Genomic DNA, 24,410 nt, shown 5'->3' with positions numbered 1-24,410 from the left:
GCACCCACATGAGCTTCGGCGCCGATGAAGAGATCCTTCAGGATTTCCTTGTAGAGGCCGGCGAAATTTTAGAGCAACTGTCCGAGCAACTGGTCGAGCTGGAAAGCCGCCCGGATGATGCGAACCTGCTCAATGCAATTTTTCGCGGTTTTCACACTGTAAAAGGGGGCGCCGGCTTCCTCCAGCTCCATGAGCTGGTGGAGTGCTGCCACATCGCCGAGAACGTGTTCGACATCCTGCGCAAGGGTGAGCGTCACGTTGATTCGGAGTTGATGGACGTGATTCTCGAAGCACTGGATGCGGTCAACGGCATGTTCAGCCAAGTGCGTGAACGTGCCCCGATCACGGCGGCCACGCCGGAACTGTTGGCGGCCCTGGCGCGCTATGCAGAGCCTGCGGACACTTGCGCGCCGGTGGTTGAAGCGGCGCCGGAGCCTGTGGCGGAGCCTGAAGCGGATGTCACGGACACTGAGTTCGAACAACTGCTCAACTCCCTCAGTGCCGTCAAGGCCGAAGCCGAAGCCCCGGCCGCCGAAGCACCGGCAGCGGCGCCGACCAGCGAAGACATTACCGACGCAGAATTCGAATCGCTGCTCGACCAGTTGCATGGCAAAGGCCAGTTCGCCGCTGATGCGGTGGCGCCTGCCGCTGCCGCTCCTGCACCTGCCGCAGCGGGCGGGCCGGTCAGCACCGACATCACCGACGACGAATTCGAAGCGTTGCTCGACCAACTGCACGGCAAAGGCACCTTTGCGGCCGACGCCTTGCCGGCAGTCGCCGCCACCGCCGCTGCGCCTGCCGCCCCTGCGCAGCCTGCCGCTGATGGCCTGATCACGGATAACGAATTCGAAGCCCTGCTTGACGATTTGCACGGCAAGGGCAAGTTCAGCGAGGTTGCACCTGCCGCCGCTACGGCAGCACCGGTTGCCGCCAAAGCGGCTGCACCCGCCAAAGCTGCCGCTCCAGCCGCTCCAGCCGCCAAACCGGCACCTGCCCCAGCGGCGGCGCCGGCTGCGGCCCCAGCGCGTGCCGCCGCCGCGGCGCCGCCTGCGGACAAACCCGCCAGTGAAGCCGAAACCACCGTGCGCGTGGACACCGCGCGGCTGGACGACATCATGAACATGGTCGGCGAGCTGGTGCTGGTACGTAACCGCCTGGTGCGCCTGGGCCTGAGCAGTGGCGATGAAGCCATGCAAAAGGCCGTGTCGAACCTCGACGTGGTGACCGCCGACCTGCAAACCGCCGTGATGAAAACGCGGATGCAGCCGATCAAGAAAGTCTTCGGCCGCTTCCCGCGCCTGGTGCGTGACTTGGCGCGCCAACTGAAGAAAGAGATCAACCTGGAACTGGTGGGTGAAGAAACCGACCTCGACAAAAACCTTGTCGAGGCCCTGGCCGACCCGCTGGTTCACTTGGTGCGCAACGCGGTCGACCACGGCGTCGAAACCCCGGAAGAACGCGAAGCCTCGGGCAAGTCTCGTGGCGGCAAAGTCATCCTGGCGGCGGAGCAGGAAGGCGACCACATCCTGCTGTCGATCACCGATGACGGCAAGGGCATGGACCCGACCATCCTGCGCAATATCGCGGTCAAGCGTGGCGTGATGGACAAGGACGCCGCCGACCGCCTGACCGACACCGAGTGCTACAACCTTATCTTCGCCCCTGGCTTCTCGACCAAGACCGAGATTTCCGATGTGTCGGGCCGTGGCGTCGGCATGGACGTGGTGAAGACCAAGATCAGCCAGCTCAATGGCTCGATCAATATCTACTCGACCAAGGGCCAGGGCTCGAAGATCGTGATCAAGGTGCCGTTGACCCTGGCGATCATGCCGACCCTGATGGTGATGCTGGGCAACCAGGCGTTCGCCTTCCCGCTGGTCAACGTCAACGAGATCTTCCACCTCGACCTGTCGCGCACCAACGTGGTGGACGGCCAGGAAGTGGTGATCGTGCGCGACAAGGCGCTGCCCCTGTTCTACCTCAAGCGCTGGCTGGTTGCATCGGCCGCCCATGAAGAGCAGCACGAAGGTCATGTGGTGATTCTCTCCGTGGGTACCCAGCGTATCGGCTTTGTCGTCGATCAACTGGTGGGCCAGGAAGAAGTGGTCATCAAGCCTTTGGGCAAAATGCTGCAGGGAACCCCGGGCATGTCGGGTGCGACCATCACCGGTGACGGTCGGATCGCGCTGATTCTCGATGTTCCGAGCATGCTCAAGCGTTACGCCGCTCGGCGTATTTGATTCTGGTGGGGCAGGGCGGTCTCGCCCGCCCCACCTAACGGAGTGTTTATGGCAGTCAAGGTCCTGGTGGTGGACGATTCGGGTTTCTTCCGCCGCCGCGTCTCGGAAATTCTTTCCGCCGATCCAAGCATCCAGGTGGTCGGCACGGCCACCAACGGCAAAGAGGCGATTGATCAAGCCATTGCGCTGAAGCCGGACGTGATCACCATGGACTACGAGATGCCGATGATGGATGGCATCACGGCAGTCCGGCACATCATGCAACGCTGCCCCACCCCGGTATTGATGTTCTCCTCGCTGACCCATGAAGGCGCCCGAGTGACCCTCGATGCGCTGGATGCCGGTGCGGTGGACTTTTTGCCGAAGAATTTCGAAGACATCTCGCGCAACCCCGAGAAGGTCAAGCAGATGCTGTGCGAGAAAGTCCACAGCATCTCGCGCAGTAACCGCCGCAGCCTGTTCAGCGCGCCGACACCGACACCGACGCCTGCCCCGGCAGCGGTGGCTCCGCCGGCTGCCTCCAGCCGTGCCTCGTTCGGTCGCCCGGCGCCGGCGCCGCTTGCACGGCCTGCACCGCCACCGGTACGCACGTCGGCCCCGGCCACTGCAACGGCGCATTCGCCGGCACCCAAGCGCAAAGCCTACAAGCTGGTCGCCATCGGCACCTCCACGGGTGGCCCGGTCGCCTTGCAGCGCGTGTTGACCCAGTTGCCGGCCAACTTTCCGGCGCCGATCGTGTTGATCCAGCACATGCCCGCCGCGTTCACCAAAGCCTTTGCCGAACGCCTGGACAAGCTGTGCCGCATCAGTGTCAAGGAAGCCGAGGATGGCGACATTCTGCGCCCTGGCCTGGCGCTGCTGGCCCCCGGCGGCAAGCAGATGATGGTCGACGGCCGTGGCGCGATCAAAATCCTGCCGGGCGATGAGCGCCTCAACTACAAGCCGTGCGTGGACATCACCTTCGGTTCGGCGGCCAAGTCCTACGGTGACAAAGTTCTGGCGGTGGTGCTCACCGGCATGGGCGCCGACGGCCGTGAAGGCGCGCGCCTGCTCAAGCAGGGCGGCAGTGCGATCTGGGCCCAGGACGAAGCCAGCTGTGTGATCTATGGCATGCCCATGGCCATCGTCAAGGCGGACCTGGCCGACGCCGTGTACAGCCTGGACGACATCGGCAAGCATTTGGTGGAGGCCTGCCTCTAATGGATGTGTTGAGCCTGATCGGCATCACCATGGCGTTTGTCGCAATCATTGGCGGCAACTACCTCGAAGGCGGCCACCTGGGCGCCTTGGCCAACGGGCCGGCGGCGCTGATCGTGATTGGCGGCACCGTGGGCGCCGCGTTGCTGCAGTCGCCGATGAGTTCGTTCAAGCGTGCAATGCAGATCGCGATCTGGATCATTTTCCCGCCACGCGTCGACTTGGCCGGTGGCATCGACCGCGTGGTCAACTGGAGCCTCACCGCCCGCAAGGAAGGCCTGCTGGGGCTGGAAGGCGTGGCCGATGCCGAGCCCGACAGCTACGCGCGCAAAGGCTTGCAGTTGCTGGTGGACGGCGCCGAGCCGGAAGCGATCCGCAGCATCCTTGAGGTGGATTTCTACACCCAGGAAAGCCGCGACATCAACGCGGCCAAAGTCTACGAAAGCATGGGCGGTTACGCGCCGACCATCGGCATCATCGGTGCGGTGATGGGCTTGATCCATGTGATGGGCAACCTCGCCGACCCTTCGCAACTGGGCAGCGGGATTGCCGTGGCGTTCGTTGCCACCATCTACGGTGTGGCCAGCGCCAACCTGGTGTTGTTGCCGGTAGCGAGCAAGCTCAAGTCGATTGCCATGCGCCAATCCCGTTACCGCGAAATGCTGCTCGAAGGCATCCTGTCGATTGCCGAGGGCGAGAACCCGCGCTCCATCGAATTGAAGCTCCAGGGCTTCATGGACTGATGGATATGAACAATGACGTGTGGCCAGCGAGCTTGCTCGCTCACCCCTGTGAGCGGGGCGGTTACATAAGTGGTGTACAGAGAGGTGCCTGCCTGTGAGCCGTCGCCGCCGCGAGCCTGAAGAACACGTCAACCACGAGCGCTGGCTGGTGTCCTACGCGGACTTCATCACCTTGCTGTTTGCGTTTTTCGTGGTGATGTATTCCATCTCGTCGATCAACGAAGGCAAGTACAAAGTCATTTCCCAGGCGCTGATCGGCGTGTTCAACGACGCCGACCGCGCGCTCAAGCCGATCCCCATCGGTGAAGAGCGACCCAAGACCGTGACGCCGGCCAAGCCGCTGGTCAACGACAGTGACGAAACAGCCGCCGGCGTGGGGGGCACCAGCGACCCGCTGAAAAGCATCGCCGATGACATCAGTGCCGCGTTCGGCGACTTGATCAGCTCCAACCAGATGACCGTGCGCGGCAACGAGTTGTGGGTAGAGATCGAACTCAACTCCAGCCTGTTGTTCGCCAGCGCCGATGCAATGCCCAGCGACCAGGCGTTCACCATCATCGACAAGGTGGCGGCGATCCTCAAACCGTTTGAGAACCCGGTGCACGTCGAGGGCTTTACCGACAACGTGCCGATCAGCACCGCGCAGTACCCGACCAACTGGGAACTGTCATCGGCGCGTGCCGCGAGCATCGTGCGCATGCTCGCGATGCAGGGCGTAAACCCCGGGCGCCTGGCCTCGGTGGGGTACGGCGAGTTTCAGCCGGTGGCCAATAACGCCACGCTGGAAGGCCGCGCGCGCAACCGGCGGGTGGTGTTGGTGGTCTCGCGAAACCTGGATGTGCGCCGCAGCCTGACCGGGACCGGCACCGCCAATGCAACACCGGACGCGGCCCTGAAGCGCGCTGGCACACAAACTGCACCGGCCCCGGTAAAACCGCTGGTTCGGCAGAGTGCCGTCAATTCTCCGTCACCGGCTCAATAACCTATGCAATGTCTCGGTCGCGCTTGTGCCCACCGGGAGGAACCATCCGAATGAGAGTCTGGGCAGTTGCCAATCAAAAAGGTGGAGTCGGCAAGACCACCACCTCCATCGCCTTAGCCGGCTTGCTGGCCGAAGCGGGCAAGCGCGTGGTCGTGGTTGACCTTGACCCCCACGGCTCGATGACCAGCTACTTCGGCTATGACCCGGATGCGCTGGAGCACAGCTGTTTCGACCTGTTCCTGCACAAGGGCAGTGTGCCTGGCGACTTGCCCGGCCAATTGCTGCTGCCAACCAGCAACGAGAGCATTTCCCTGTTGCCGTCCAGCACCGCGCTGGCCACCCTGGAGCGTCAGTCGCCGGGGCAGAGCGGCCTGGGCCTGGTGATCGCCAAGACCCTGGCGCAACTGTGGCAGGACTTCGACTACGCGATCATCGACAGCCCGCCGTTGCTCGGCGTGCTGATGGTCAATGCCTTGGCGGCGAGCCAGCAACTGGTGATCCCGGTGCAGACCGAACACCTGGCGGTCAAAGGCCTGGAGCGCATGGTCAGCACCTTGGCCATGATCAACCGCTCGCGCAAGCAGCCGCTGCCGTACAGCATCGTCCCCACCTTGTTCGACCGCCGCACCCAGGCCTCCCTCGGTACCTTGCGCGTATTGCGCGACGCCTACCCGCAGAGCATCTGGAACGGCTACATCCCGGTGGACACGCGCCTGCGCGATGCCAGCCGCGCCGGGCTCACGCCTTCGCAGTTCGACGCCAAGAGCCGTGGCGTCATGGCTTACCGTGCGTTGCTCAAGCATCTGCTGTCGCAGCAACTCGTGGCGCAGGTGGCTTGATGATGAACCGCCCCGTTGAACTCAAGACCAAGACCCGGCCGCAACTGGCGCTGGAGTCCTACCTGGACGCCCTGCTGCAAGACGCGACCGCAGAAGAATTACCGGAACCGATCCTGGTGCTGGAACCGGCGGTAGAAGTGCCGCCGTCGGACGCCCTGGATGAGTTCCAGTTGGCTGTATTGGAAGAGCAGGCCCGCGATGCACACGCCGCGCCGCTGACCGTGGCGCCCGAGGCGCCGGTTGTCGTGGAAGCGCTGACGCCGCCGGTGGTGGTCGAGCCGGTGGTGCAAGTGCACCTGCCGCCCAGCATCACACCGCCGCCGGTCACCGGCGACGGTCGTCCGTCGTGGGCCGCCGAGCCGTTCGAGTGCTTGCTGTTCGACGTCGCCGGGTTGACCTTGGCGGTGCCGCTGGTGTGCCTGGGCTCGATCTATTCCCTGGAAGGCCAGGAATTGACGCCGCTGTTCGGGCAACCGGAGTGGTTCCTCGGCATCCTGCCCAGCCAGGCCGGCAACCTCAAGGTGCTGGACACCGCGCGCTGGGTGATGCCCGACCGCTACCGCGATGACTTCCGCCAAGGCTTGCAATACGTGATTTCGGTGCAGGGCTACGAGTGGGGGTTGGCGGTGCATCAAGTCAGCCGCTCGCTGCGCCTGGATCCCAATGAAATCAAATGGCGCAGCCACCGGGGCCAGCGGCCTTGGCTGGCGGGCACCGTGATCGAACATATGTGCGCGTTGCTCGACGTTGCCGAACTGGCCGAATTGATCGCCAGCGGTGCCGTCAAGGCGATGCCTGCCAACAAACGCAGTTGATTGAACAATAAGGGCCGCGCGCAAGTGTGGTCAAAAGCAGTAAATACGCCGCCTACATCGGCATCTGAAGGGGTCAGAGATATGAACAAGTCAGCGTCCGCACAAGGTTTGGATGATCCGATCCTGCAATGGGTTACCTTCAAGCTGGACAACGAGACCTACGGCATTAACGTGATGCGCGTGCAGGAAGTGCTGCGCTACACCGAGATCGCTCCGGTTCCGGGTGCGCCGAGCTACGTACTGGGCATCATCAACCTGCGCGGCAACGTGGTGACGGTAATCGACACCCGCCAGCGCTTCGGTCTGGGTACCGTCGAAGTCAGCGACAACACCCGTATCGTCATCATCGAAGCCGACAAGCAAGTGGTCGGCATCATGGTCGACAGCGTGGCGGAAGTGGTTTACCTGCGCCAATCGGAAGTGGAAACCGCGCCGAACGTGGGCAACGAAGAATCGGCCAAGTTCATCCAGGGCGTGTGCAACAAGAACAACGAACTGCTGATTCTGGTTGAGCTGGACAAGATGATGAGCGAAGAAGAATGGTCGGAACTGGAGAGTATCTGATTGTTCTTTGAGGCTGCGGTGATTGTCCTGGCCCTGTTGTGGGCCGGGACCCTGGGTTTTTTGCTGCGCTACCTGCGCCAGCAACGGGAATTGGCGATGCAGCAGGCCGAGCGCGACGCTGTGCGCGACCGGCGTGTATTGGAGCTGGTCAAGCGGGTCGACCAGTACCAGCGCAGCGCGGTGAAGGTCGGGGATGAGGTGCATGAACTGCGCGCCATTCTCGCGCCGTTGCCGGACAAACTGGTGCAGCTCGAGCAGCGTGATCCCGCCAGCCTGTCGTTCGCTCAGGCCGCGAAATTGGTCGGCATGGGCGCGACGGTGGACGAGCTGACCCAGTCGTGCGGGCTGACCCAGGCTGAGGCGCAGTTGATGAGTAAGTTGCACAAGGGCTGAGTGCGACAAGCTTGTCACTTGCTGCCGCACTTTTGCTACGGGTTCAAGGTCCACATCCTTCAAGCACCTTTGAATCCAGGAGTACCTCGTCCATGACCAGCCCCAAGGCACTGTTGATCCTCCACGGCAAGCAAGCCCTCAACGAGGGCGTGCGCGCAGCCGTGCAGGCCCGGCGTGAGCAGGGCTGGGAGCTGGCGGTACGGGTGACCTGGGAGGGGGGCGACGCCCAGCGCTTGGTCAACGAAGCCCTGGACGACGGATACACCTGCCTGATCGCCGGTGGCGGCGACGGTACCTTGCGCGATGTGGCCGAAGCGATGGCCCTGGCCAAGACCGACGCCAGCCTGGTGCTGATGCCCCTGGGCACCGCCAATGATTTCGCCAAGGCCGCCGGTGTGCCGCTGGAGCCGGCCCTGGCGCTGGCGATGCTGGACGTGCCGCCGCGGGCGATCGACCTCGGCCAGGTCGGCGGGCAGATCTTTCTCAATATGGCCACCGGCGGCTTCGGCAGCCAGGTCACCGCCAACACCTCCGAAGACCTGAAAAAAGTCCTGGGCGGCGCCGCCTACCTGTTTACCGGCTTGACGCGTTTCAGCGAATTGACGGCGGCCTATGCCGAGCTGGACGGGCCGGATTTTCATTGGAAGGGCGAGCTGCTGGCGCTGGGCATCGGCAATGGTCGCCAGGCCGGCGGTGGGCATGAGCTGTGCCCGGGTGCCATGGCCGATGATGGCTTGCTCGACGTGAGTATTCTGCCGGCACCCCAGGAGGTGGTCGGCACGTTGCGTGAGCTGATGAGCAACGGGTGGGGCCTGGACACCATGTTTGTCCGCGCGCGCCTGCCGTGGGTCCGGATCCAGCAGGCTGAAGGGCTTTACATCAACCTCGACGGTGAGCCGCTGCAGGGTGACGATCTGCGTTTTGAAGCCTTGCCCAAGGCGCTTCGTGTGCACCTGCCGCTGGGTTCGCCGCTAGTCATCCAGGCTGATGATCTGCTCGCGCACCGCGAATAACACCAGGCCCGCGACGTCGAATATCTGCAGGCGCTTCATGATTTGCGAACGGTGCGCTTCCACGGTCTTGATGCTCAGGCCCAGGCCGTGGGCAATCTCCCGGGTGGATTTGCCACGCACGATCAGGCGCAGGATCTCCAATTGGCGCGCCGTAAGGTTATGGCTGTGGCCGGCAGGCGCGCTGGTCGCCTGGTTACGCACCAAGGCCTGGTTGATCACGGTGTGGGCGATGGCCGGGCTCAGGTAGCGCTCGTTGTTGGATAAGGCCGCCAGCGCGTGTTCCAGCTCATTGGCGGTGGTGTCCTTGAGCAGGTAGCCATGGGCGCCGGCCTCCAGCGCACACATGATCAACTGCGGGTCGGTGTGCATCGACAGGATCAGCACTTTGCTCCTGGGGTAGGCGCGCTTGAGTTGCTGCAAGGCATCCAGGCCGCTGGTGTGCTTCATCGACAGGTCCAACAGGACGATATCCGGCTGCAGCGCGCTGAACTGCTCCAGCAATTGCGCGCCATCGCTGGCTTCGCCGGCCACCGCATAGCCGGGAATGTCTTGGATCAGCGCGCGTACGCCGGCCCTGATCAGTGCGTGGTCATCCACCAGCAATAATGTACAGGTCACTCGAGAACCTTAGGGGAGCTGGCCCGTTCGAGGGCGCGCGGCGCCCAGGGGAAAAGTGCTTCGATGCGCGTGCCGGCGCCAGGCTGGCTGCTCACGGACAGGGTGCCTCCCAACTGATCGATCCGCTCGGCCATGCCGGCCATGCCCCGTTGGCCTTCGCTACCTGGGTCGATGGCGGGCGAAAAGCCCTGGCCGTCATCACAGATACTCAGGGACAGCCCTTCAGGCAGGCGTTGCAGGCGAACCAGCACGTTGCGCGCCTGGGCGTGGCGCAGCATGTTGGTCACCGCTTCCTGGGTAATGCGAAAGGCCGCCACGGCCATTTCTTCGGGGATGCCGGTCAGCCGTTGCTGGCATTCCAGGCTCCAGTGCACCGGGGTGTTTGCCAGCGTCTTGAGCAAGTGCGCGCGCAGGCTGGCTTCCAGGCCCAGGCTGGCGAGCTGTCGCGGGTTGAGGATGGCGGACACGTCGCGCACCTTGGCCAGGGTCTCATTCAAGGTGTTGCACAACACGCTGCACTGGCTTTGCAGTTCGTCCGGCAGACGCCGCTTGAGCCATTCGCTTTGCAGCTTGGCGGCGGTCAGCAGTTGGCCGATATCGTCATGCAATTCGCGGCTGAGGCGGTGGCGTTCGTTTTCTTGCACTTGCAACAGGCGCTTGGCCAGTTCGTGAGGCTGGAACTTGATGGACTTGCGCGAATACCACTGCTGCAGGCCCACCACCAGCAAGATAGCGAGGTTGAGCAGCAACACCATCAGCGGCAGCGGCGCGGATCGAACGTAGGCCCACAGGCTCAACAGCAGCGAGCCAAGGCACAGGGTGAGGATCAAACGGCGTGCATTGCTGCGGGACGCGGACCTGGCAATGAGTGTCTTGAGGCTGGCATTCATAGCGGATGGAGCCAATAAAGGTTCGCTGCGGGAAGACCGGTCACGGCGGCTGAGCGGTCTTGTTTGGAATACGTTATCGAGTCGTTTATTCGCATCATGAAGTTGGGTCACTTCGAGCGCAGGCATAGTACCACCACTCTTACCGTTGGTCGCCTGGTGCCATGACCGGCAGGCTTACTTGGCCGCGGTCTTGCCCCAGGCGGCATTCCCGGAGTGTAGGCAGTGAGAGGAAGTTGTCGTACTTGAGTGGGGGTGTGGTGATAAACATTAATAGCTAATTGATATCTATGCGCGCCGTTTTAACGGGTGAACAAGCTTCTGGGCTGTAAAGAACACGTGAGTTGAAGACGACCCATCAACTCGCGTGATGCAGGCGTTGCTGCGGCTTATAACTGAAGCTTTTTTGCGGAATCTGCAGGCTTACCGTGGCAATCAAGGTGGTTTGCTCGGTGTCGTCCATGCCCAGCTCACCCGTGCGGGTGTCGATCAATTCCAGTTGCCAGGCCAGCAGGCTCAAGCAGGCGTGCAACGCGTCCAGCGCCTGATCATGCAATTGCAGGGGGCTGGCGGCGTTGGCGATCAGATACTCGATATGCCGGGAGAATTCGCTGATAGCTTGCAGGGCCAGGCTGTCGGCTGTCTCGGCCAGTTTGGCCAAGCTGTTTTTCATGCACTCGATGGCATCGCTGTCGTCGCGGATCAAGTGCAGATGGCTCAAGCATTCTTCTGATTTTGCCAGCAGTTTTTCTGCTTCAATCAAGAACTCGGGGAAGGTGGTCTGCCATTCATTTGCGCTATTCATCATGCAAGCCTCCACAACATACGGTCGGGTGATGAGATGTCGCACTGGGTGGATGGCTTAAAAATAGCGCTGAAATTTGGCTTGGACCTGTAGGTCGCTTCTGATTTTTTAGTAAGACGTTTATTGGAATGACGGCAAGGGCCGTGCGTAGCCTTGGTGAGTGGGCTTTGTTGCACACCTTCACTTGCCGTGACATGGACGTCTGAAAGGCCTGTGGGCCGAGGGCTTGGCATGGCAAACAAAAGCCTGACTCCATTCATGCAATGAGAATGGCGTCACATTAATGGCTATTAGATACTGCGAATATCAGGTTTTGCCTGATTGTGCATAGGGGAACCCCTTACATAGCGGAACCTTGCGTCGATTTGAATGCCACGCAACGTCGCTGTACTGCCGTCTGGAGAGGCCCGCGCAGTAAAGCATGATGTCAGTGTGACATCAATCAATTTCCGTGGCACTTTACAGGGGGTCAAGGTCTGGCATTTGCCGCCGATAACTAGCTCAAGTGAACTGCATAATCCGTTCGCGCCACATTTCCAGCGCACATCAGGAGCATTTAATGGCCGGCATTCTCGACACCGTAGATCAACGTACGCAACTGGTGGGTGAGAATCGCCTGGAGATCCTCATGTTCCGCCTGTTCGGCCGGCAACTGTTTGCGATCAACGTGTTCAAGGTGCAGGAGGTCCTGCAACTGCCCAAGCTCACGCTGATGCCCCAGCGCCACCCTTTTGTGTGTGGCGTGGTCAACCTGCGTGGCCAGACCCTGCCGGTGATCGACCTGTCCCAGGCGATCGGCATGCGCCCACTGGTACCGGGCCCGAACAGCACCATCATCGTCACCGAGTACAACCGCTCGGTGCAGGCGTTCCTGGTCGGTGGCGTGGACCGCATCGTCAACATGAACTGGGAAGCCATCCTGCCGCCGCCGACCAGCGCCGGGCGCCAGCATTACCTCACCGCCATCAGTAAGGTCGATGACCAGTTGGTGGAAATCATCGACGTCGAAAAAGTCCTCGCCGAAATCGTGCCCTACAACGCCAAGGTCTCGCGTGAAAAACTCGAAGACCCGGTGCTGGAACGTGCCCGTGGGCGCGAAGTGCTGCTGGTGGACGACTCCAACGTTGCCCTCTCGCAACTGCGCGACACCCTGGGCCAACTGGGCGTGAAGATGCACATCGCCAGCGACGGCCTCAAGGCGTTGAACATGCTCAAGGCCTGGGCCGATGAGGGTCACGTGATGACCGACAAACTGCTGATGATCTTCACCGACGCCGAAATGCCCGAGATGGACGGCTACCGCCTCACCACCGAAATCCGCAACGACCCGCGCCTGCGCAAACTCTACGTGGTGCTGCACACCTCGCTGTCGGGCAGCTTCAACGAATCGATGGTGAAGAAGGTCGGCTGCGACAATTTCCTGTCCAAATTCCAGCCCGACAAACTGGTGGATGTGGTGCGTCAGCGACTGATGCTGGACGAAGCCTCGGCTTGACCTTAGGGTTGCACTCTTTGCCCCCCGAGGAATGCAGGCCCATGCTTCGTCTCAGCGCGTTGTACCGTTACCCCTTGAAGTCCGGCAAGGCCGAAACCTTGCAGGCTGTCGGCCTGGATAAACTCGGGCTGGAGGGCGATCGACGCTGGATGCTGGTGGACGAAGCCAGCGGGCGTTTCCTCACGCAGCGCGCCGTGGCGAAGATGAGCCAATTGTCGGCGTTGTGGAACGCTGCCGGCGGGCTCACCCTGAGTTCGCCGGGCTACCTGCCGTTGGACGTGGCGTTGCCCGGCAGCGCCAACGAACTGCGCGGCGTGACCATTTGGCGCGACACCCTGCGTGTGCCGGATGCCGGTGACGCCGCCGCTGCCTGGGTCAGCGATTTCATCGGCAAGCCGACGCGCCTGGTGCAGATGCCCGTGGAATATGCGCGCAGCACCCAGGCGGGTTATGGCCGCGATGATGACCAGGTGGCGTTCGCCGATGGTTACCCGTTGCTGCTCATCGGCCAGGGCTCCCTCGATGACCTCTGCGGAAAAATCGGCCGCCCCATGCCGATGCTGCGTTTTCGCCCCAACCTGGTGATCGAAGGCGCTGAAGCCTTTGCCGAGGACGGCTGGAAGCGCCTGCGCATCGGCGATATCGAATTTCGTGTGGTCAAGCCCTGCTCGCGCTGCATCCTCACCACCATCGACCCACAGACCGGCGAGCGCAGCGCCGACCGCGAACCCTTTGCCACGCTGCAAACCTACCGCAACACGCAAGAGGGCGCGATGTTCGGCCAAAACCTGGTCAACGACGGGGTAGGGCGCCTGGAAGTAGGCATGCCGGTGACTGTCCTGGAATAATTTTCAGTGCCCATAAAAAATGCCCGTCTCGCAGGAGACGGGCATTTTTTTTGTTCGGTTGAACCCTCAGCCGCGGTATTCGCACAGGTAAGCGGTATCGACGGCGACCTTCAGCTGGAACTTGCTGTTGGCTGGTACGTTGAACTGGCTGCCGGCGGCGAAGGTTTCCCACTCGGCGTCAGGCAGCTTGACGATAAGGGCGCCGGAGACCACATGCATGATTTCACGCTGGGCCGTGCCGAATTCGTATTCGCCCGGGGCCATGACGCCGATGGTCGCCGGACCTTCTGCGGTGCCGAAAGCGATCGACTTGACGGTGCCGTCGAAGTACTCGTTGACTTTAAACATGGGCGATTCCTCGGAAAAAGGGTCTGAAAAGGTCGGCCAGTATGCCCAAGGCCAACGGGGCTGCCTAGACCGGCAAAATCAGCGGCAGCAGGCGCGCGGTGTTGCGCGCATCTTCGAGTGCCCGATGTTGCTGGCCATGGAACTGCATCCCCGCCAATTGCAGGGCGCCATTGAGCCCCAGGGGCTTGTCCAGGCGCCGGGCCTTGGCGAAGCGCTGCTTGAGGTTCACATGGGGCTTTTCGGTGAGTGCGCTGGCCAGGCCATTGCGCTGCCATTCGAGCTCCAACTGCGCGCGATCATAGTCGCCCCAACTGGCCCAGCCCTCCAGGCGCGGTTGATGCTGGCCCAGCCAGCGTTCGAACAGCGGCCACACCTCGGTGATGGGCGCCGCGCTGTCGATGTTCGCCTGGGTGATGTGGGTGAGCTGGCGGCAAAAAGGCGTCAGCAAGGGGCGGCGCAGCGGCCGCACAAAGCGCTGGAAGTGGTCCAGTTCGCGGCCCTGGCGGTTGACCAGGCTCGCGCCGATCTCGATGACTTCCATTTCCGTCACGGGCCAGCCGCCTTCATCCGTTGTGGCTTCAAGGTCAATAATCAGCCAATGAGGCATCGTGCAGGTTCCCGTACTCGTCTCTTCCTGATGGGGATAGAGCGTAGCCCGGCCTTGTAGTTCCGCCCAGGGCCTATTCAATCTCCAGTAAAACCTGGCGATTGCGCACCTGATCGCCGGTTGCGACTTGCACGCCTTTGACGATGCCATCAATGCCCGCGGTCAGTGGATGCTCCATTTTCATGGCTTCCAGCACCAGCAGCAGTTGGCCTTTGCTCACACGCTCACCGGCATTGACGCGCACATCGACAATGGCGCCGTCCATCGGTGCCTTGAGCGTACCGCTGCCGGCGTCGGCCTGAGGGTTGGCGACGGGTTGGGTGCGGTTGGTCAGCGCCAGGCCCGGCAGCCACAGGCGGTCGCCGTCGAGGTGGTAGGCGATGCGACGGCGAATGCCGTTGAGCACAAACGTGGCGTGACGGCCGTCGGTGGTGAGCGGCAGGGCGGCGGCGGTGACGCTGTGGATCTGGTCGTTGACCTCAAGGCGGCAGGTCCAGGGCGTGCTGGCGTTGTTGCGCCATCCCGCCAAGCCTGGGGGATGCGGGCGGGCGCTGTGGTGATAAAACAGCGCGGCGGCCAGGGCGAGTTGTTCGTCGGTCGCAGGCTGTCGGGCAATGACGCTGAAGTGCTCGGCGATAAACCCGGTGGTGAAATCGCCGCCGATAAAGCCTGGATGCGTGAGCAGGTCGGCCAACAGGCGCTGGTTGGTGGTTACTCCGAGCAGTTGCGTGTCTTGCACCGCGCGCAACAACTTGCGCCGTGCCTCTTCGCGGGTGGCACCGTGGGCGATGATCTTGCCTTGCATGGCGTCGTAGAACGGGCCGATGGTATCGCCCTCGCACAGCCCGTGGTCGATTCGCACACCGGGCGCGGGTTCCCAGCGCAGCACCTCACCGGTCTGCGGCAGAAAGCCCTGGGCCGGGTCTTCGGCGTACAGGCGCGCTTCGATGGCGTGGCCGGTCAACGTCACGTCTTCTTGGGTCAAGGGCAGCGCCTGGCCGGCGGCGATCTGCAATTGCAACTGAACCAGGTCCAGGCCGGTAATCAACTCCGTGACCGGGTGCTCCACTTGCAGGCGGGTGTTCATTTCCAGGAAGTAAAACCGGCCGTTGCGGTCGAGCAGGAACTCCACGGTACCGGCGCCCACATACGTCACCGCGCGGCCGGCCCTGAGCGCGGCTGCGCCCATGGCCTGGCGCAGCTCGGGCGTCATCACCGGGCACGGCGCTTCTTCAATGACTTTTTGATGGCGGCGCTGGATCGAACAGTCGCGCTCACCGAGGTAGATGAGGTGGCCATGGGTGTCGCCGAACAGTTGGATTTCGACGTGGCGCGGCTCGATCAGCGCCTGTTCCAGAATCAGCTCATCACTGCCGAACGCGTTCTGCGCCTCGGAGCGCGCGGTGCGCACGTGTTCCAGCAAATGTTCGCGCTGATGCACCAGGCGCATGCCACGCCCGCCGCCACCGGCGCTGGCCTTGATCATCAACGGGTAGCCGATGCGCTCGGCTTCCCGTTGCAACGTGGTGTCGTCCTGGGCGCTGCCCTGGTAACCGGCGATGCAGGGCACACCGGCGTCGAGCATGGCCAGTTTGGACAGGCGCTTGCTGCCCATCAACTCGATGGCCTCGACGCTGGGGCCGATAAAGGTGAGGTTGGCCTGCCGGCAGGCGCGGGCAAAGTCGGGGTTTTCCGAAAGGAAGCCGTAGCCGGGGTGGATGGCGTCGGCACCTGTGCGTCGGGCTGCGTCGAGGATGGCCGGGATGTTGAGGTACGACTGCTGCACCGGCGCCGCGCCGATATTCACCGCTTCGTCCGCCATTTGCACATGCAGGGCCTGGCTGTCGGCCTCGCTGTACACCGCCACGGTGCGGTAGCCCAGGGCTTGGGCAGTGCGCTGGATGCGGCAGGCGATTTCGCCGCGGTTGGCGATGAGGATTTTGTTGAATGCGGGCATTGGGTTATCCCTCGGGTTATACCGGTGTCTGTTCCGGCCTCATCGGGGGCAAGCCCCCTCCCACATTTGAAACGCGTTCCCCTGTGGGAGAAGCGTTGCGACGATTCGACTTGCCCCCGATGGCGTCATTTGCACCACCCAGGCTTGCGCTTCTGCACAAAAGCCTGGGTCCCCTCAATCCCTTCTTCACCGGTCACCGCCTCGGCAAACCACTGCGCCGCCTGATCCAGCAGCGGCCCCAACGGCTGTTGCGCGCTGGCCAGCAACAGCGCTTTGGTGCGCGCATTGGCCTTCGGCGCGCACTGCAACACCTGGCCCAGCAACGCGTCCAATCGCTGCGCCAATGCCTGTGGATCGCTTTCGGTAAAGTGCACCAGCCCCAACCGCTCGGCCTCGACCCCATCAAAGCGCGCTGCCGTCAGGGCCAGTCGTCGGGCCTGGGTGAGGCCGATGCGCTTGACCACGAACGGTGCGATCTGCGCCGGCAACAGGCCCAGGCTGGTTTCCGGCAAGCCGAACTGCGCCTTGTGGTCGGCAATGGCGATATCGCTGACGCATGCCAGGCCAAATCCACCGCCCAACACCGCACCTTGCAGCACCACGATCACCACCTGCGAAACGGCTTCGACCTCTTGCAACAAGGCGCCGAAAGCTCGGTTTAATGCGGCCAGCTGATCGCCCGCCGTAACCAGGTCCTTCACATCCGCCCCAGCGCAGAAGTGTCCGCCCGCGCCGCTGATCACCACGGCCCGCACCTGGCTGTCCAATTGCGCCAGGGCCGTGCGCAGTTCGTTGACCATCTGCAGGCTCATGGCGTTGCGGCATTCCGGCCGGTTGAGGGTAATGTGCAGCACGCCGTTGTGCGGTTCGAGCAGTAGAGTGTTCATGGTTTTTTCCCCGGCAGGGTGCCCATCAGTTTGCAGATGATGCCCAGCATGATTTCGTCGGCGCCGCCGCCGATCGACACCAGGCGCACGTCGCGATAGGCCCGCGCTACCGGGTTGTCCCACATAAAGCCCATGCCGCCCCAATATTGCAGGCAGCTGTCACTGACTTCGCGGCCCAGGCGCCCGGCCTTGAGTTTGGCCATGGACGCCAGGCGAGTCACGTCCTGGCCCTTGATGTATTGCTCGGTGGCCTGGTACACCAGCGCCCGCAGGCATTCGATTTCGGTGCTCAGTTCGGCCAGGCGAAAGTGGATCACCTGGTTGTCGATCAGCGCCTTGCCGAAGGTCTGGCGCTCCTTGCAATAGTCGATGGTGCTGTCGATGCAGTGCTCCAGGCCCTTGATCATGTTGGCCGCGCCGAACAGGCGTTCTTCCTGGAATTGCAGCATCTGCATCATGAAACCCGCGCCTTCATGGCCGATGCGGTTGCGTTGTGGCACGCGCACGCCATCGAAGAACACCTGGGCGGTTTCGGAGCTGTGCATGCCGAGCTTTTCCAGGGGCGGGCTGACGCTGACACCGGGGGTGTTCATGGGCACCATGATCAGTGATTTGTTGATGTGCGGCTTGTCGTCGGAGGTGTTGGCCAGCAGGCAAATGAAGTCGGCGCTGGGCGAGTTGGTGATCCACATTTTGCTGCCGTTGATCACGTAGTCATCGCCATCCTTGCGCGCGTGGGTCTTGAGCCCGGCCACGTCGGAGCCGGCGCCGGTTTCCGAGACCCCGATGCAACCGACCTGCTCGCCACTGATGGCCGGGCGCAGGAATTGCTCGCGCAGCTCATCGGAGCCGAAGCGGGCGAGGGCGGGGGTGCACATGTCGGTCTGCACGCCGATGGACATGGGAATGCCGCCGCAATGGATGGTGCCGAACTCTTCGGCGGCGACAATCGAGTAGCTGTAGTCCAGGCCCATGCCGCCGAACTTTTGCGGCTTGCAAATGCCCAGCAGGCCGAGGTCGCCGGCCTTGCGGAAGATCTCGTGGATGGGAAAACGCCCGGCCTTTTCCCATTCGTCCACATGGGGGTTGATCTCGCGGTCAACGAAGGCGCGCACGCTGCGGCGCAGTTCCTGGTGTTCCTGGGTGAAGATCATGGTTTTTGTTCTCCTGTTAGAAACGCGCCACGCCGAAGCTGTTCGGTTGCAATTGCCGTACTTCGGCCTCGTGGCAGATATCCAGCAAAAAACCGAGCAGCGTTCGCGTATCCCGAGGATCGATCAGCCCGTCGTCCCAAAGGTTCGCGCTGCCATACAGCGCAGTGGACTGGCTGTCGAGTTTCTGCGCGGTGACCTGCTCCAGCATGTCTAGCATCTTGGGGTCGGGCACCAGGCCGTCCTTGAGTTGCTTGGCCTCGGTGACGATACGCAGCACCTTGCCTGCCTGCGCCCCGCCCATCACCGCCGTGCGGCTGTTGGGCCAGGCGAAGATAAAGCGCGGGTCGAGGCCGCGGCCGCACATCGCGTAATTGCCGGCGCCGTAGGAGCCGCCCACCACAATCGTGAGTTTAGGCACCCGTGCATTGGCCACCGCCTGGATCATCTTCGCGCCGTGCTTGATCACCCCTTGCTGCTCCGATTCGGTGCCGACCATGAAGCCGGTGGTGTTATGCAGGAACAGCAGCGGCGTGCGGCTCTGGTCGCACAGCTGGATAAACTGCGCGGCCTTGCTGGCGCCCTTGGGCGTGATGGGGCCGTTGTTACCGATCACGCCGACGGCGCGACCCTGGATGTGCAAATGGCCGCAGACGGTGTGGGCGTCGAACTCACCCTTGAATTCGAGGAAGCGCGAGCCGTCGCCCAGGCGCGCGAGGATCTCGCGCACGTCGTAGGGCTTTTTCGGGTCATCGGGGATCAATCCCAGCAGTTCGTCGACGGGGTACAGCGGTTCTGTGTAGGTGCGTTGTGGCGCTGCCGGCAGGCGATCATTCCACGGCAGCAGGCCGACGATCTCCCGTACGATGCGCACGCCGTCGGCGTCGTTTTGCGCCAGGTATTCTGCGGTGCCGGCGGTTTGCGCGTGCATCTGGGCGCCGCCCAGTTCTTCATCGGTGGCCACTTCACCCGTCGCGGCCTTGAGCAGGGGCGGCCCGGCGAGGAACAGTTTGGCCTTGCCGCGCACCACCACCACGTAATCCGACAACCCCGGCTGATACGCCCCGCCGGCCGTGGCCGAGCCATGCACCACGGTGATCTGCGGCAAGCCCATGGCCGACATGCGCGCCTGGTTGGCAAAGCTGCGCGCGCCTTCGACGAAGATCTCGGCGGCGTAGTTGAGGTTGGCGCCGCCGCTTTCGGCCAGGGTCACCACCGGCAGTTTGTTTTCCAGGGCGATCTGTTGCAGGCGCAGGGATTTTTTCAGGCCGGTAGGGGAGATGGTGCCGCCCTTGATCGCGCTGTTGTTGGCCACCACCAGCGTGCGCACCCCGCTGACATAGCCGATACCGGCGATCAACCCGCCACCGGCGGCGCTGCCGTCCTTGTCGTCATGCAGCTTGTAGCCGGCCAGGCTGGCCAGTTCCAGGAACGGCGCCCCAGGGTCCAGCAGCAGGTCCAGACGCTCGCGGGGCAGCAATTGGCCGCGTGTGTCGAACTTGGGCTTGGCTTCCTGGGCTTTGCTCAGCAGGTTCTGCTCCAGTTGGCGCAGGTGCTGGAGGCTTTCCAGCAGGGCCTGGCGGTTCTGCGCGAACTGCGGGCTGTGCGGGTCGATCAGGCTTTCAATCACCGGCATGCGCTATTGCTCCGTCTTGAGCACATCGGGTAGATACGCCCGATGAAAACCATTGAAGGGCTCGCTTGGCGGCTGCGCCTTGTGCAGCGGCCAGGCGCGGCTGCCCAGGCTGGCGGCGCCGTCGATGCGCAGGGTGCTGCCGCTGATGAACGCGGCGGCGGGGCTGAGCAGGAACACAATGGCGGCGCTGACTTCCGATTCGGTGCCGATGCGTTTGAGTGGCACATGTTCGCGCAAGGTCGGGATCACTGCCTTGAATGCGCCTTCGTAGGTGTCCATGCCGCTGGATGCGATCCAGCCTGGCGCTACGGCGTTGACCCGCACGCCGGCGCAGGCCCATTCGACGGCGGCGGTCTTGGTGAAGTTGTCCATGCCCGCGCGCGCCGCGCCCGAGTGGCCCATGCCAGGCATGCCGCCCCACATGTCGGCGAGCATATTGACGATGGCGCCGCCGTGCGTGCTCATCGACTGGTTGAACACTTCCCGCGCCATCAGGAAGCCGCCCACCAGGTTGGTGCGCAGTACGGTTTCAAAGCCCTTTTGATTGATCGAGGCAAGCGGCGAGGGGTACTGGCCCCCGGCATTGTTGACCAACCCGTGCACGGGGCCGTGCTCGTTGATGATCTGCGTGACCAGCGCCGTCACCGCCTCTTCGTCGCGAATATCACAGGCGTGCCAATGGGCGCTGCCACCGTCCTCGGTGATTTCCTGCGCGACCTGTTGCAGCTTTGGCGCCTTGCGCCCCACCAGAACCACGCGGGCGCCCAGGGCTGCCAGCTCGTGGGCGGTGCACCGGCCAATACCGCTGCCGCCACCGGTGACGATCAGGGTGTGCCCCTGGAAAAGGTCGGCTTTGAAGATCGAGTCGAAAGCCACGGCAGCGCTCCTTATTTGAATTGATCGGCGATGTGTTGCGGCACCGCGATGGGGATTTCCAGCAACTGCTGGGCGAAGGCCTTGCCTTGCGGGTCGATGCGCAAGCTGGCGATACCGCCGCCGCCCAGGGCGTTTTCCAGCAGGAAATTCAGGCTGTGGCTGCCGGGCAGGTACCAGCGCTCGACGCGGCCATACACGGGGTCGAGGACGTGGCTCATCCAGTCGACGACGACTTGTGGGGTCAGCGTTTCGGCGATCCACGGCAGGTACTCGGGCTGGCGGGCGATCACGCCGATATTGCTGTGGTTGCCCTTGTCGCCGGAGCGCGCCACCGCGAGTTTCACCAGCGGCACGCTGGCGTCGGCGCAGCCTTGCGCGGTTGGCGGATCAAGTGGCGCTGCGGGAGTGGCCAATACGGTAGCGGCAGGCAAGGTGCAGGGGTGGCGCTTGCCTTCGAACTCGATCAGCGGCTCACACAGGGTTTTGTCGACCAGGAACGAAAACAGCCGAATCAACGGATACACCGTGGGCCGCCCGCCGATGATGCCGGTCAGCCCCGGCGCCATGCCCGTGGCGGCCTGGGCGATTTCGCGGGCGAACAGCACCAGTGCCTGCTTGCTCGGGTGCCGCACCGCCAGTTTCATCACCACCTCGCGGCAGTCGTGGCGCCGGGCGTGGGCGCCATAGGTCGCTTCGCTGCCCAGCAGTTCTATATTCACGTCGGTGTAAGGCGCCCAGCCGCGTTGGCTGAACAGCTGCGAGGTCTTGTGGATGATCGCCTGGCTGACGCGCTCGGCCTTGGCCACCGCGTCGATCCCGGCGATCAGGCAACTGGCGGTGCAGCGGAATCCGTCGGGGTAGGTGGCGCTGACCTTGTACTGGTCGGTCGGCGGCAGCCCTTTGGCGCCGCGCAGGTGAACGCGGTTCTCCCCTTGTTGCTGCAAGGTGACCTGGCTGAAATCGCAGATCACGTCGGGCAACAGATACGCGCGCGGGTCGCCGATCTCATACAGCAGTTGTTCGGCCACGCTGAGTTCGCTGATCAGCCCGCCACTGCCGTCGACTTTAGCGACGGTGAACGAGCCGTCGGCGCTGACCTCGACGATGGGAAAACCGATGTGCTCGTAGTCGGGCACCTCGCGCCAATCGGTGAAGTTGCCGCCGGTGCATTGGGCGCCGCATTCGATGATATGGCCGGCGAGCGCGGCCTGGGCGAGCTGGTCATAGTCATGCCATGCCCACTTGAATTCATGCACCAACGCCGCGCTGACGACCGCACTGTCGACGACCCGGCCGGTGATGACGATGTCGGCGCCCAGCGTCAAAGCCTGTGCGATGCCCGGAGCACCGAGGTAGGCATTGGCCGATACGCACACCGGCGGCAATGGCGCGCCGCTGAACATGTCGCGGATATTGGGCAATTGCTTGAGTCGGGGGTGCAGGTCATCCCCGAGCAATACCGCGATTTTCAACGCGATGCCGGCCTTGTCGCAGGCCGCTTGCAGGGCGGTGGCGCAGGCCTGGGGGTGGATGCCGCCGGCATTGCTGATCACGCGGATGCCCTGGCGCTGGATCTCGGCCAGCAGCGGCGTGAGCACTTCGACGAAATCCGTGGCGTAACCGGCCTGTGGGTCTTTCATCCGCGCACCGGCGAGGATCGACAGGGTGACTTCCGCCAGGTAATCGAACACCAGGTAATCCAGCGCGCCGCCGTGTACCAACTGCGCGGCGGCGGTGCAGGTGTCGCCCCAAAAGGCACTGGCGCAGCCGATACGAACCGTCTTGCTCATGAGAAATCCTTCCTCGAGTGGCTGGCGATGAGACTACCAAGCAAGCGCTTGGTTTGTAAACATTGGATACAAGTTTCACCCAAGCGCTTGCTTGGTTGGCCGGCACCGCCTAAATTGCCGGCCAAGACGTCAGTAGAAGTAAAGGAGAGCAGCATGGATGAGCAAACAGCCCTGCGGGTGATGCGCACCATGGTCGACGGCGGGCAATTGACCGACCCCGACAGCGCCCGGGGCAAGTTGCTGCAAACCGCGGCTCACCTGTTTCGCCACAAAGGCTTTGAACGCACCACCGTGCGCGACCTGGCAGGCGCGGTGGGCATTCAGAGCGGCAGCATCTTTCATCACTTCAAGAGCAAGGATGAGATCCTGCGTGCGGTGATGGAGGAAACCATCCATTACAACACCGCGCTGATGCGGGCTTCGCTGGAAGAGGCCGGCACCGTGCGCGAGCGTGTGCTGGCGCTGATTCGCTGCGAATTGCAGTCGATCATGGGCGGCAGCGGCGAGGCCATGGCGGTGCTGGTGTACGAATGGCGCTCACTGTCGGCCGAGGGCCAGGCCCAGGTCCTGGCCCTGCGCGACGTGTATGAAGAGCTCTGGTTGCAGGTACTGGGGGAGGCCAAGGCGGCCGGCTACATCAAAGGCGATGTGTTTATCGTCCGACGTTTCCTCACCGGCGCGTTGTCCTGGACCACCACCTGGTTTCGCGCCGAGGGCAGCCTGACCCTTGAGCAATTGGCCCAAGAGGCGCTGTTGATGGTGCTCAAACCTGACTGAGGCGCAAGCTATTAATTTGCCGACGGAAAGTTGTTTCGCCAGGCAAAAACGCCTAGCTTATCGCCATCAATGTGTTGAACGGTGTGTGCCTTGATGTTATCGCCATGGCGGTTGGCTGCAGGACTTACTTTATGGGCACTGGGCACCGCGTGGTGGATGCCGGCTTCGGCTGCGCAACTGGTACGCATCGGCGCGGCGCATTTTCCGCCCTACACCGTGCGCCCGGAGCAGGGCGCCGACACCGGTTTGCTGCCGCAATTGGTCGAGGCCCTGAATGCCTCGCAAAGCGACTACCAGTTTGTGCTGGTGCCCACCTCCATCCCCCGACGTTTTCGCGATTTCGAACAAGGCCGGGTCGACATGGCGATTTTCGAGAACCCCGATTGGGGCTGGAAAAACATTCAACACACAGCCGTCGACATGGGCCTGGAAGATGCGGAAGTGTTTGTCGCGCAGCGCAAGCCAGGTCGTGAGCAGCGCTATTTCGCTGACCTCGATGGCAAACGCCTGGCAGTGTTCAGTGGTTATCACTATGCCTTCGCTCACTTCAACCCCGACCCCAAGTACATGGCCGAGCACTTCAACGCCACGTTGACCTACTCCCATGACAGCAACCTGCAAATGGTCGCCCGTGACCGTGCTGATATCGCCTTGGTGACCCGTTCTTACTTGAGCGACTTCATGGTGCGCAACGCCGCCATAGCCGGCACGTTCCTGGTCTCGCAGCGCATCGACCAGGTGTATCACCATTACGCCTTGCTACGGCCCGGGGCGCCGATTACCGGCGAAGCGTTCAGCGCCATGCTCAAGCGTTTGCGCGACAGCGGCCAGATGCTGAAAATTTTCGAGCCGTACCGCATCGATGTGATGGCAGTACCCTGATCGGCTAAATTTGTGCACGCGGCTCACGTCACTTCTTTATCCAGTCGACGCTACCGTGAG

The 24,410-nt window shown here is 62.9% G+C and carries 24 protein-coding genes; 13 read left to right on the top strand and 11 right to left on the bottom strand.

Annotated elements, in window-relative coordinates:
- Window positions 1–8 precede the first annotated feature (8 nt).
- The 9 genes from KSS96_RS20395 to yegS all read left to right on the top strand — a co-directional run bounded on the left by KSS96_RS20395 (window position 9) and on the right by yegS (window position 8,786).
- The gene (locus KSS96_RS20395; protein WP_135196172.1) at window positions 9–2,240 is read left to right on the top strand and encodes a chemotaxis protein CheA; all 2,232 of its coding nucleotides are present in this window, start codon (window positions 9–11) and stop codon (window positions 2,238–2,240) included.
- 48 nt (window positions 2,241–2,288) lie between these two features.
- Window positions 2,289–3,440, top strand: a complete 1,152-nt coding sequence (locus KSS96_RS20390) for a protein-glutamate methylesterase/protein-glutamine glutaminase (protein ID WP_017527638.1) — start codon at window positions 2,289–2,291, stop codon at window positions 3,438–3,440.
- The gene (locus KSS96_RS20385; protein ID WP_017527639.1) at window positions 3,440–4,180 is read left to right on the top strand and encodes a flagellar motor protein; all 741 of its coding nucleotides are present in this window, start codon (window positions 3,440–3,442) and stop codon (window positions 4,178–4,180) included. Before KSS96_RS20390 ends, KSS96_RS20385 begins: the two co-directional genes overlap by 1 nt.
- A gap of 94 nt (window positions 4,181–4,274) precedes the next feature.
- Window positions 4,275–5,162, top strand: coding sequence for a flagellar motor protein MotD (gene motD, locus KSS96_RS20380; protein WP_017527640.1), 888 nt, complete (start codon window positions 4,275–4,277; stop codon window positions 5,160–5,162).
- 50 nt (window positions 5,163–5,212) lie between these two features.
- Window positions 5,213–6,001, top strand: a complete 789-nt coding sequence (locus KSS96_RS20375; protein ID WP_017527641.1) for a ParA family protein — start codon at window positions 5,213–5,215, stop codon at window positions 5,999–6,001.
- Between the two features lie 2 nt (window positions 6,002–6,003).
- Complete coding sequence (locus tag KSS96_RS20370) at window positions 6,004–6,816, top strand: CheW domain-containing protein (RefSeq protein WP_026067243.1); 813 nt, start codon at window positions 6,004–6,006, stop codon at window positions 6,814–6,816.
- Between the two features lie 81 nt (window positions 6,817–6,897).
- The gene (locus KSS96_RS20365) at window positions 6,898–7,380 is read left to right on the top strand and encodes a chemotaxis protein CheW (RefSeq protein WP_010208785.1); all 483 of its coding nucleotides are present in this window, start codon (window positions 6,898–6,900) and stop codon (window positions 7,378–7,380) included.
- Entirely contained in the window at window positions 7,381–7,773 is a 393-nt protein-coding gene (locus KSS96_RS20360) for a DUF2802 domain-containing protein (RefSeq protein WP_017527643.1), read from the top strand.
- A gap of 92 nt (window positions 7,774–7,865) precedes the next feature.
- Complete coding sequence (gene yegS, locus KSS96_RS20355) at window positions 7,866–8,786, top strand: lipid kinase YegS (protein ID WP_135196171.1); 921 nt, start codon at window positions 7,866–7,868, stop codon at window positions 8,784–8,786.
- Here the strand turns inward: yegS and KSS96_RS20350 are convergent.
- The 3 genes from KSS96_RS20350 to KSS96_RS20340 all read right to left on the bottom strand — a co-directional run bounded on the left by KSS96_RS20350 (window position 8,745) and on the right by KSS96_RS20340 (window position 11,099).
- The gene (locus tag KSS96_RS20350; RefSeq protein WP_017527645.1) at window positions 8,745–9,404 is read right to left on the bottom strand and encodes a response regulator transcription factor; all 660 of its coding nucleotides are present in this window, start codon (window positions 9,402–9,404) and stop codon (window positions 8,745–8,747) included. The genes yegS and KSS96_RS20350 overlap by 42 nt on opposite strands.
- A complete protein-coding gene (locus tag KSS96_RS20345; RefSeq protein WP_017527646.1) occupies window positions 9,401–10,294 on the bottom strand; it encodes a sensor histidine kinase in 894 nt (297 codons plus the stop codon). Before KSS96_RS20345 ends, KSS96_RS20350 begins: the two co-directional genes overlap by 4 nt.
- 355 nt (window positions 10,295–10,649) lie before the next feature.
- Complete coding sequence (locus tag KSS96_RS20340) at window positions 10,650–11,099, bottom strand: hypothetical protein (RefSeq protein ID WP_017527647.1); 450 nt, start codon at window positions 11,097–11,099, stop codon at window positions 10,650–10,652.
- A 556-nt stretch (window positions 11,100–11,655) separates the two neighbouring features.
- Here KSS96_RS20340 and KSS96_RS20335 point away from each other — a divergent pair.
- Window positions 11,656–12,591, top strand: a complete 936-nt coding sequence (locus KSS96_RS20335; RefSeq protein ID WP_017527648.1) for a chemotaxis protein CheV — start codon at window positions 11,656–11,658, stop codon at window positions 12,589–12,591.
- Between the two features lie 41 nt (window positions 12,592–12,632).
- Window positions 12,633–13,439, top strand: coding sequence for an MOSC domain-containing protein (locus KSS96_RS20330; protein ID WP_017527649.1), 807 nt, complete (start codon window positions 12,633–12,635; stop codon window positions 13,437–13,439).
- Between the two features lie 66 nt (window positions 13,440–13,505).
- Here KSS96_RS20330 and ppnP read toward each other — a convergent pair whose 3' ends face one another.
- The 8 genes from ppnP to KSS96_RS20290 all read right to left on the bottom strand — a co-directional run bounded on the left by ppnP (window position 13,506) and on the right by KSS96_RS20290 (window position 22,691).
- The gene (gene ppnP, locus KSS96_RS20325) at window positions 13,506–13,787 is read right to left on the bottom strand and encodes a pyrimidine/purine nucleoside phosphorylase (protein WP_017527650.1); all 282 of its coding nucleotides are present in this window, start codon (window positions 13,785–13,787) and stop codon (window positions 13,506–13,508) included.
- A gap of 64 nt (window positions 13,788–13,851) precedes the next feature.
- A complete protein-coding gene (locus KSS96_RS20320) occupies window positions 13,852–14,394 on the bottom strand; it encodes a 3'-5' exonuclease (protein ID WP_017527651.1) in 543 nt (180 codons plus the stop codon).
- Between the two features lie 73 nt (window positions 14,395–14,467).
- Window positions 14,468–16,351, bottom strand: a complete 1,884-nt coding sequence (locus KSS96_RS20315; RefSeq protein ID WP_065876514.1) for an acetyl/propionyl/methylcrotonyl-CoA carboxylase subunit alpha — start codon at window positions 16,349–16,351, stop codon at window positions 14,468–14,470.
- Window positions 16,352–16,476: 125 nt separating this feature from the next.
- On the bottom strand, window positions 16,477–17,238 hold the full coding sequence (locus KSS96_RS20310) for an enoyl-CoA hydratase/isomerase family protein (protein WP_017527653.1): 762 nt from the start codon (window positions 17,236–17,238) through the stop codon (window positions 16,477–16,479).
- On the bottom strand, window positions 17,235–18,392 hold the full coding sequence (gene atuD / locus KSS96_RS20305) for a citronellyl-CoA dehydrogenase (protein WP_017527654.1): 1,158 nt from the start codon (window positions 18,390–18,392) through the stop codon (window positions 17,235–17,237). Before atuD ends, KSS96_RS20310 begins: the two co-directional genes overlap by 4 nt.
- A 16-nt stretch (window positions 18,393–18,408) precedes the next feature.
- Window positions 18,409–20,025, bottom strand: coding sequence for a geranyl-CoA carboxylase subunit beta (gene atuC / locus KSS96_RS20300; protein ID WP_017527655.1), 1,617 nt, complete (start codon window positions 20,023–20,025; stop codon window positions 18,409–18,411).
- A 3-nt stretch (window positions 20,026–20,028) separates the two neighbouring features.
- The gene (locus KSS96_RS20295; RefSeq protein ID WP_017527656.1) at window positions 20,029–20,901 is read right to left on the bottom strand and encodes an SDR family oxidoreductase; all 873 of its coding nucleotides are present in this window, start codon (window positions 20,899–20,901) and stop codon (window positions 20,029–20,031) included.
- 11 nt (window positions 20,902–20,912) lie between these two features.
- Window positions 20,913–22,691: an acyclic terpene utilization AtuA family protein gene (locus KSS96_RS20290; RefSeq protein ID WP_068937075.1), complete on the bottom strand. Its 1,779-nt coding sequence runs from the start codon at window positions 22,689–22,691 to the stop codon at window positions 20,913–20,915.
- A gap of 153 nt (window positions 22,692–22,844) precedes the next feature.
- Here KSS96_RS20290 and KSS96_RS20285 point away from each other — a divergent pair, with 153 nt between their 5' ends.
- Together KSS96_RS20285 and KSS96_RS20280 are read left to right on the top strand one after the other, a co-directional pair.
- On the top strand, window positions 22,845–23,468 hold the full coding sequence (locus KSS96_RS20285; RefSeq protein WP_017527658.1) for a TetR/AcrR family transcriptional regulator: 624 nt from the start codon (window positions 22,845–22,847) through the stop codon (window positions 23,466–23,468).
- Between the two features lie 93 nt (window positions 23,469–23,561).
- Window positions 23,562–24,350, top strand: a complete 789-nt coding sequence (locus tag KSS96_RS20280) for a substrate-binding periplasmic protein (RefSeq protein ID WP_083221583.1) — start codon at window positions 23,562–23,564, stop codon at window positions 24,348–24,350.
- Window positions 24,351–24,410: the final 60 nt, after the last annotated feature.

The organism is Pseudomonas asgharzadehiana (assembly GCF_019139815.1).
Taxonomy (GTDB): Bacteria; Pseudomonadota; Gammaproteobacteria; order Pseudomonadales; family Pseudomonadaceae; genus Aquipseudomonas; species Aquipseudomonas asgharzadehiana.
Note: the sequence above shows the minus strand (reverse complement) of the source record. Positions and strands in the feature narration are given on the sequence as shown.

Excerpts from the sequence above, each read along its gene's own strand:
- atuD (WP_017527654.1), bottom strand. The coding sequence starts at position 18,392 with ATGATCTTCACCCAGGAACACCAGGAACTGCGCCGCAGCGTGCGCGCC.
- KSS96_RS20340 (WP_017527647.1), bottom strand. The coding sequence starts at position 11,099 with ATGATGAATAGCGCAAATGAATGGCAGACCACCTTCCCCGAGTTCTTG.
- KSS96_RS20395 (WP_135196172.1), top strand. The coding sequence starts at position 9 with ATGAGCTTCGGCGCCGATGAAGAGATCCTTCAGGATTTCCTTGTAGAG.
- atuC (WP_017527655.1), bottom strand. The coding sequence starts at position 20,025 with ATGCCGGTGATTGAAAGCCTGATCGACCCGCACAGCCCGCAGTTCGCG.
- yegS (WP_135196171.1), top strand. The coding sequence starts at position 7,866 with ATGACCAGCCCCAAGGCACTGTTGATCCTCCACGGCAAGCAAGCCCTC.
- KSS96_RS20345 (WP_017527646.1), bottom strand. The coding sequence starts at position 10,294 with ATGAATGCCAGCCTCAAGACACTCATTGCCAGGTCCGCGTCCCGCAGC.
- KSS96_RS20375 (WP_017527641.1), top strand. The coding sequence starts at position 5,213 with ATGAGAGTCTGGGCAGTTGCCAATCAAAAAGGTGGAGTCGGCAAGACC.
- KSS96_RS20365 (WP_010208785.1), top strand. The coding sequence starts at position 6,898 with ATGAACAAGTCAGCGTCCGCACAAGGTTTGGATGATCCGATCCTGCAA.
- KSS96_RS20335 (WP_017527648.1), top strand. The coding sequence starts at position 11,656 with ATGGCCGGCATTCTCGACACCGTAGATCAACGTACGCAACTGGTGGGT.
- KSS96_RS20370 (WP_026067243.1), top strand. The coding sequence starts at position 6,004 with ATGAACCGCCCCGTTGAACTCAAGACCAAGACCCGGCCGCAACTGGCG.
- KSS96_RS20285 (WP_017527658.1), top strand. The coding sequence starts at position 22,845 with ATGGATGAGCAAACAGCCCTGCGGGTGATGCGCACCATGGTCGACGGC.
- KSS96_RS20280 (WP_083221583.1), top strand. The coding sequence starts at position 23,562 with ATGTTATCGCCATGGCGGTTGGCTGCAGGACTTACTTTATGGGCACTG.
- KSS96_RS20290 (WP_068937075.1), bottom strand. The coding sequence starts at position 22,691 with ATGAGCAAGACGGTTCGTATCGGCTGCGCCAGTGCCTTTTGGGGCGAC.
- ppnP (WP_017527650.1), bottom strand. The coding sequence starts at position 13,787 with ATGTTTAAAGTCAACGAGTACTTCGACGGCACCGTCAAGTCGATCGCT.
- KSS96_RS20385 (WP_017527639.1), top strand. The coding sequence starts at position 3,440 with ATGGATGTGTTGAGCCTGATCGGCATCACCATGGCGTTTGTCGCAATC.
- KSS96_RS20310 (WP_017527653.1), bottom strand. The coding sequence starts at position 17,238 with ATGAACACTCTACTGCTCGAACCGCACAACGGCGTGCTGCACATTACC.
- KSS96_RS20390 (WP_017527638.1), top strand. The coding sequence starts at position 2,289 with ATGGCAGTCAAGGTCCTGGTGGTGGACGATTCGGGTTTCTTCCGCCGC.
- KSS96_RS20315 (WP_065876514.1), bottom strand. The coding sequence starts at position 16,351 with ATGCCCGCATTCAACAAAATCCTCATCGCCAACCGCGGCGAAATCGCC.
- KSS96_RS20330 (WP_017527649.1), top strand. The coding sequence starts at position 12,633 with ATGCTTCGTCTCAGCGCGTTGTACCGTTACCCCTTGAAGTCCGGCAAG.
- KSS96_RS20320 (WP_017527651.1), bottom strand. The coding sequence starts at position 14,394 with ATGCCTCATTGGCTGATTATTGACCTTGAAGCCACAACGGATGAAGGC.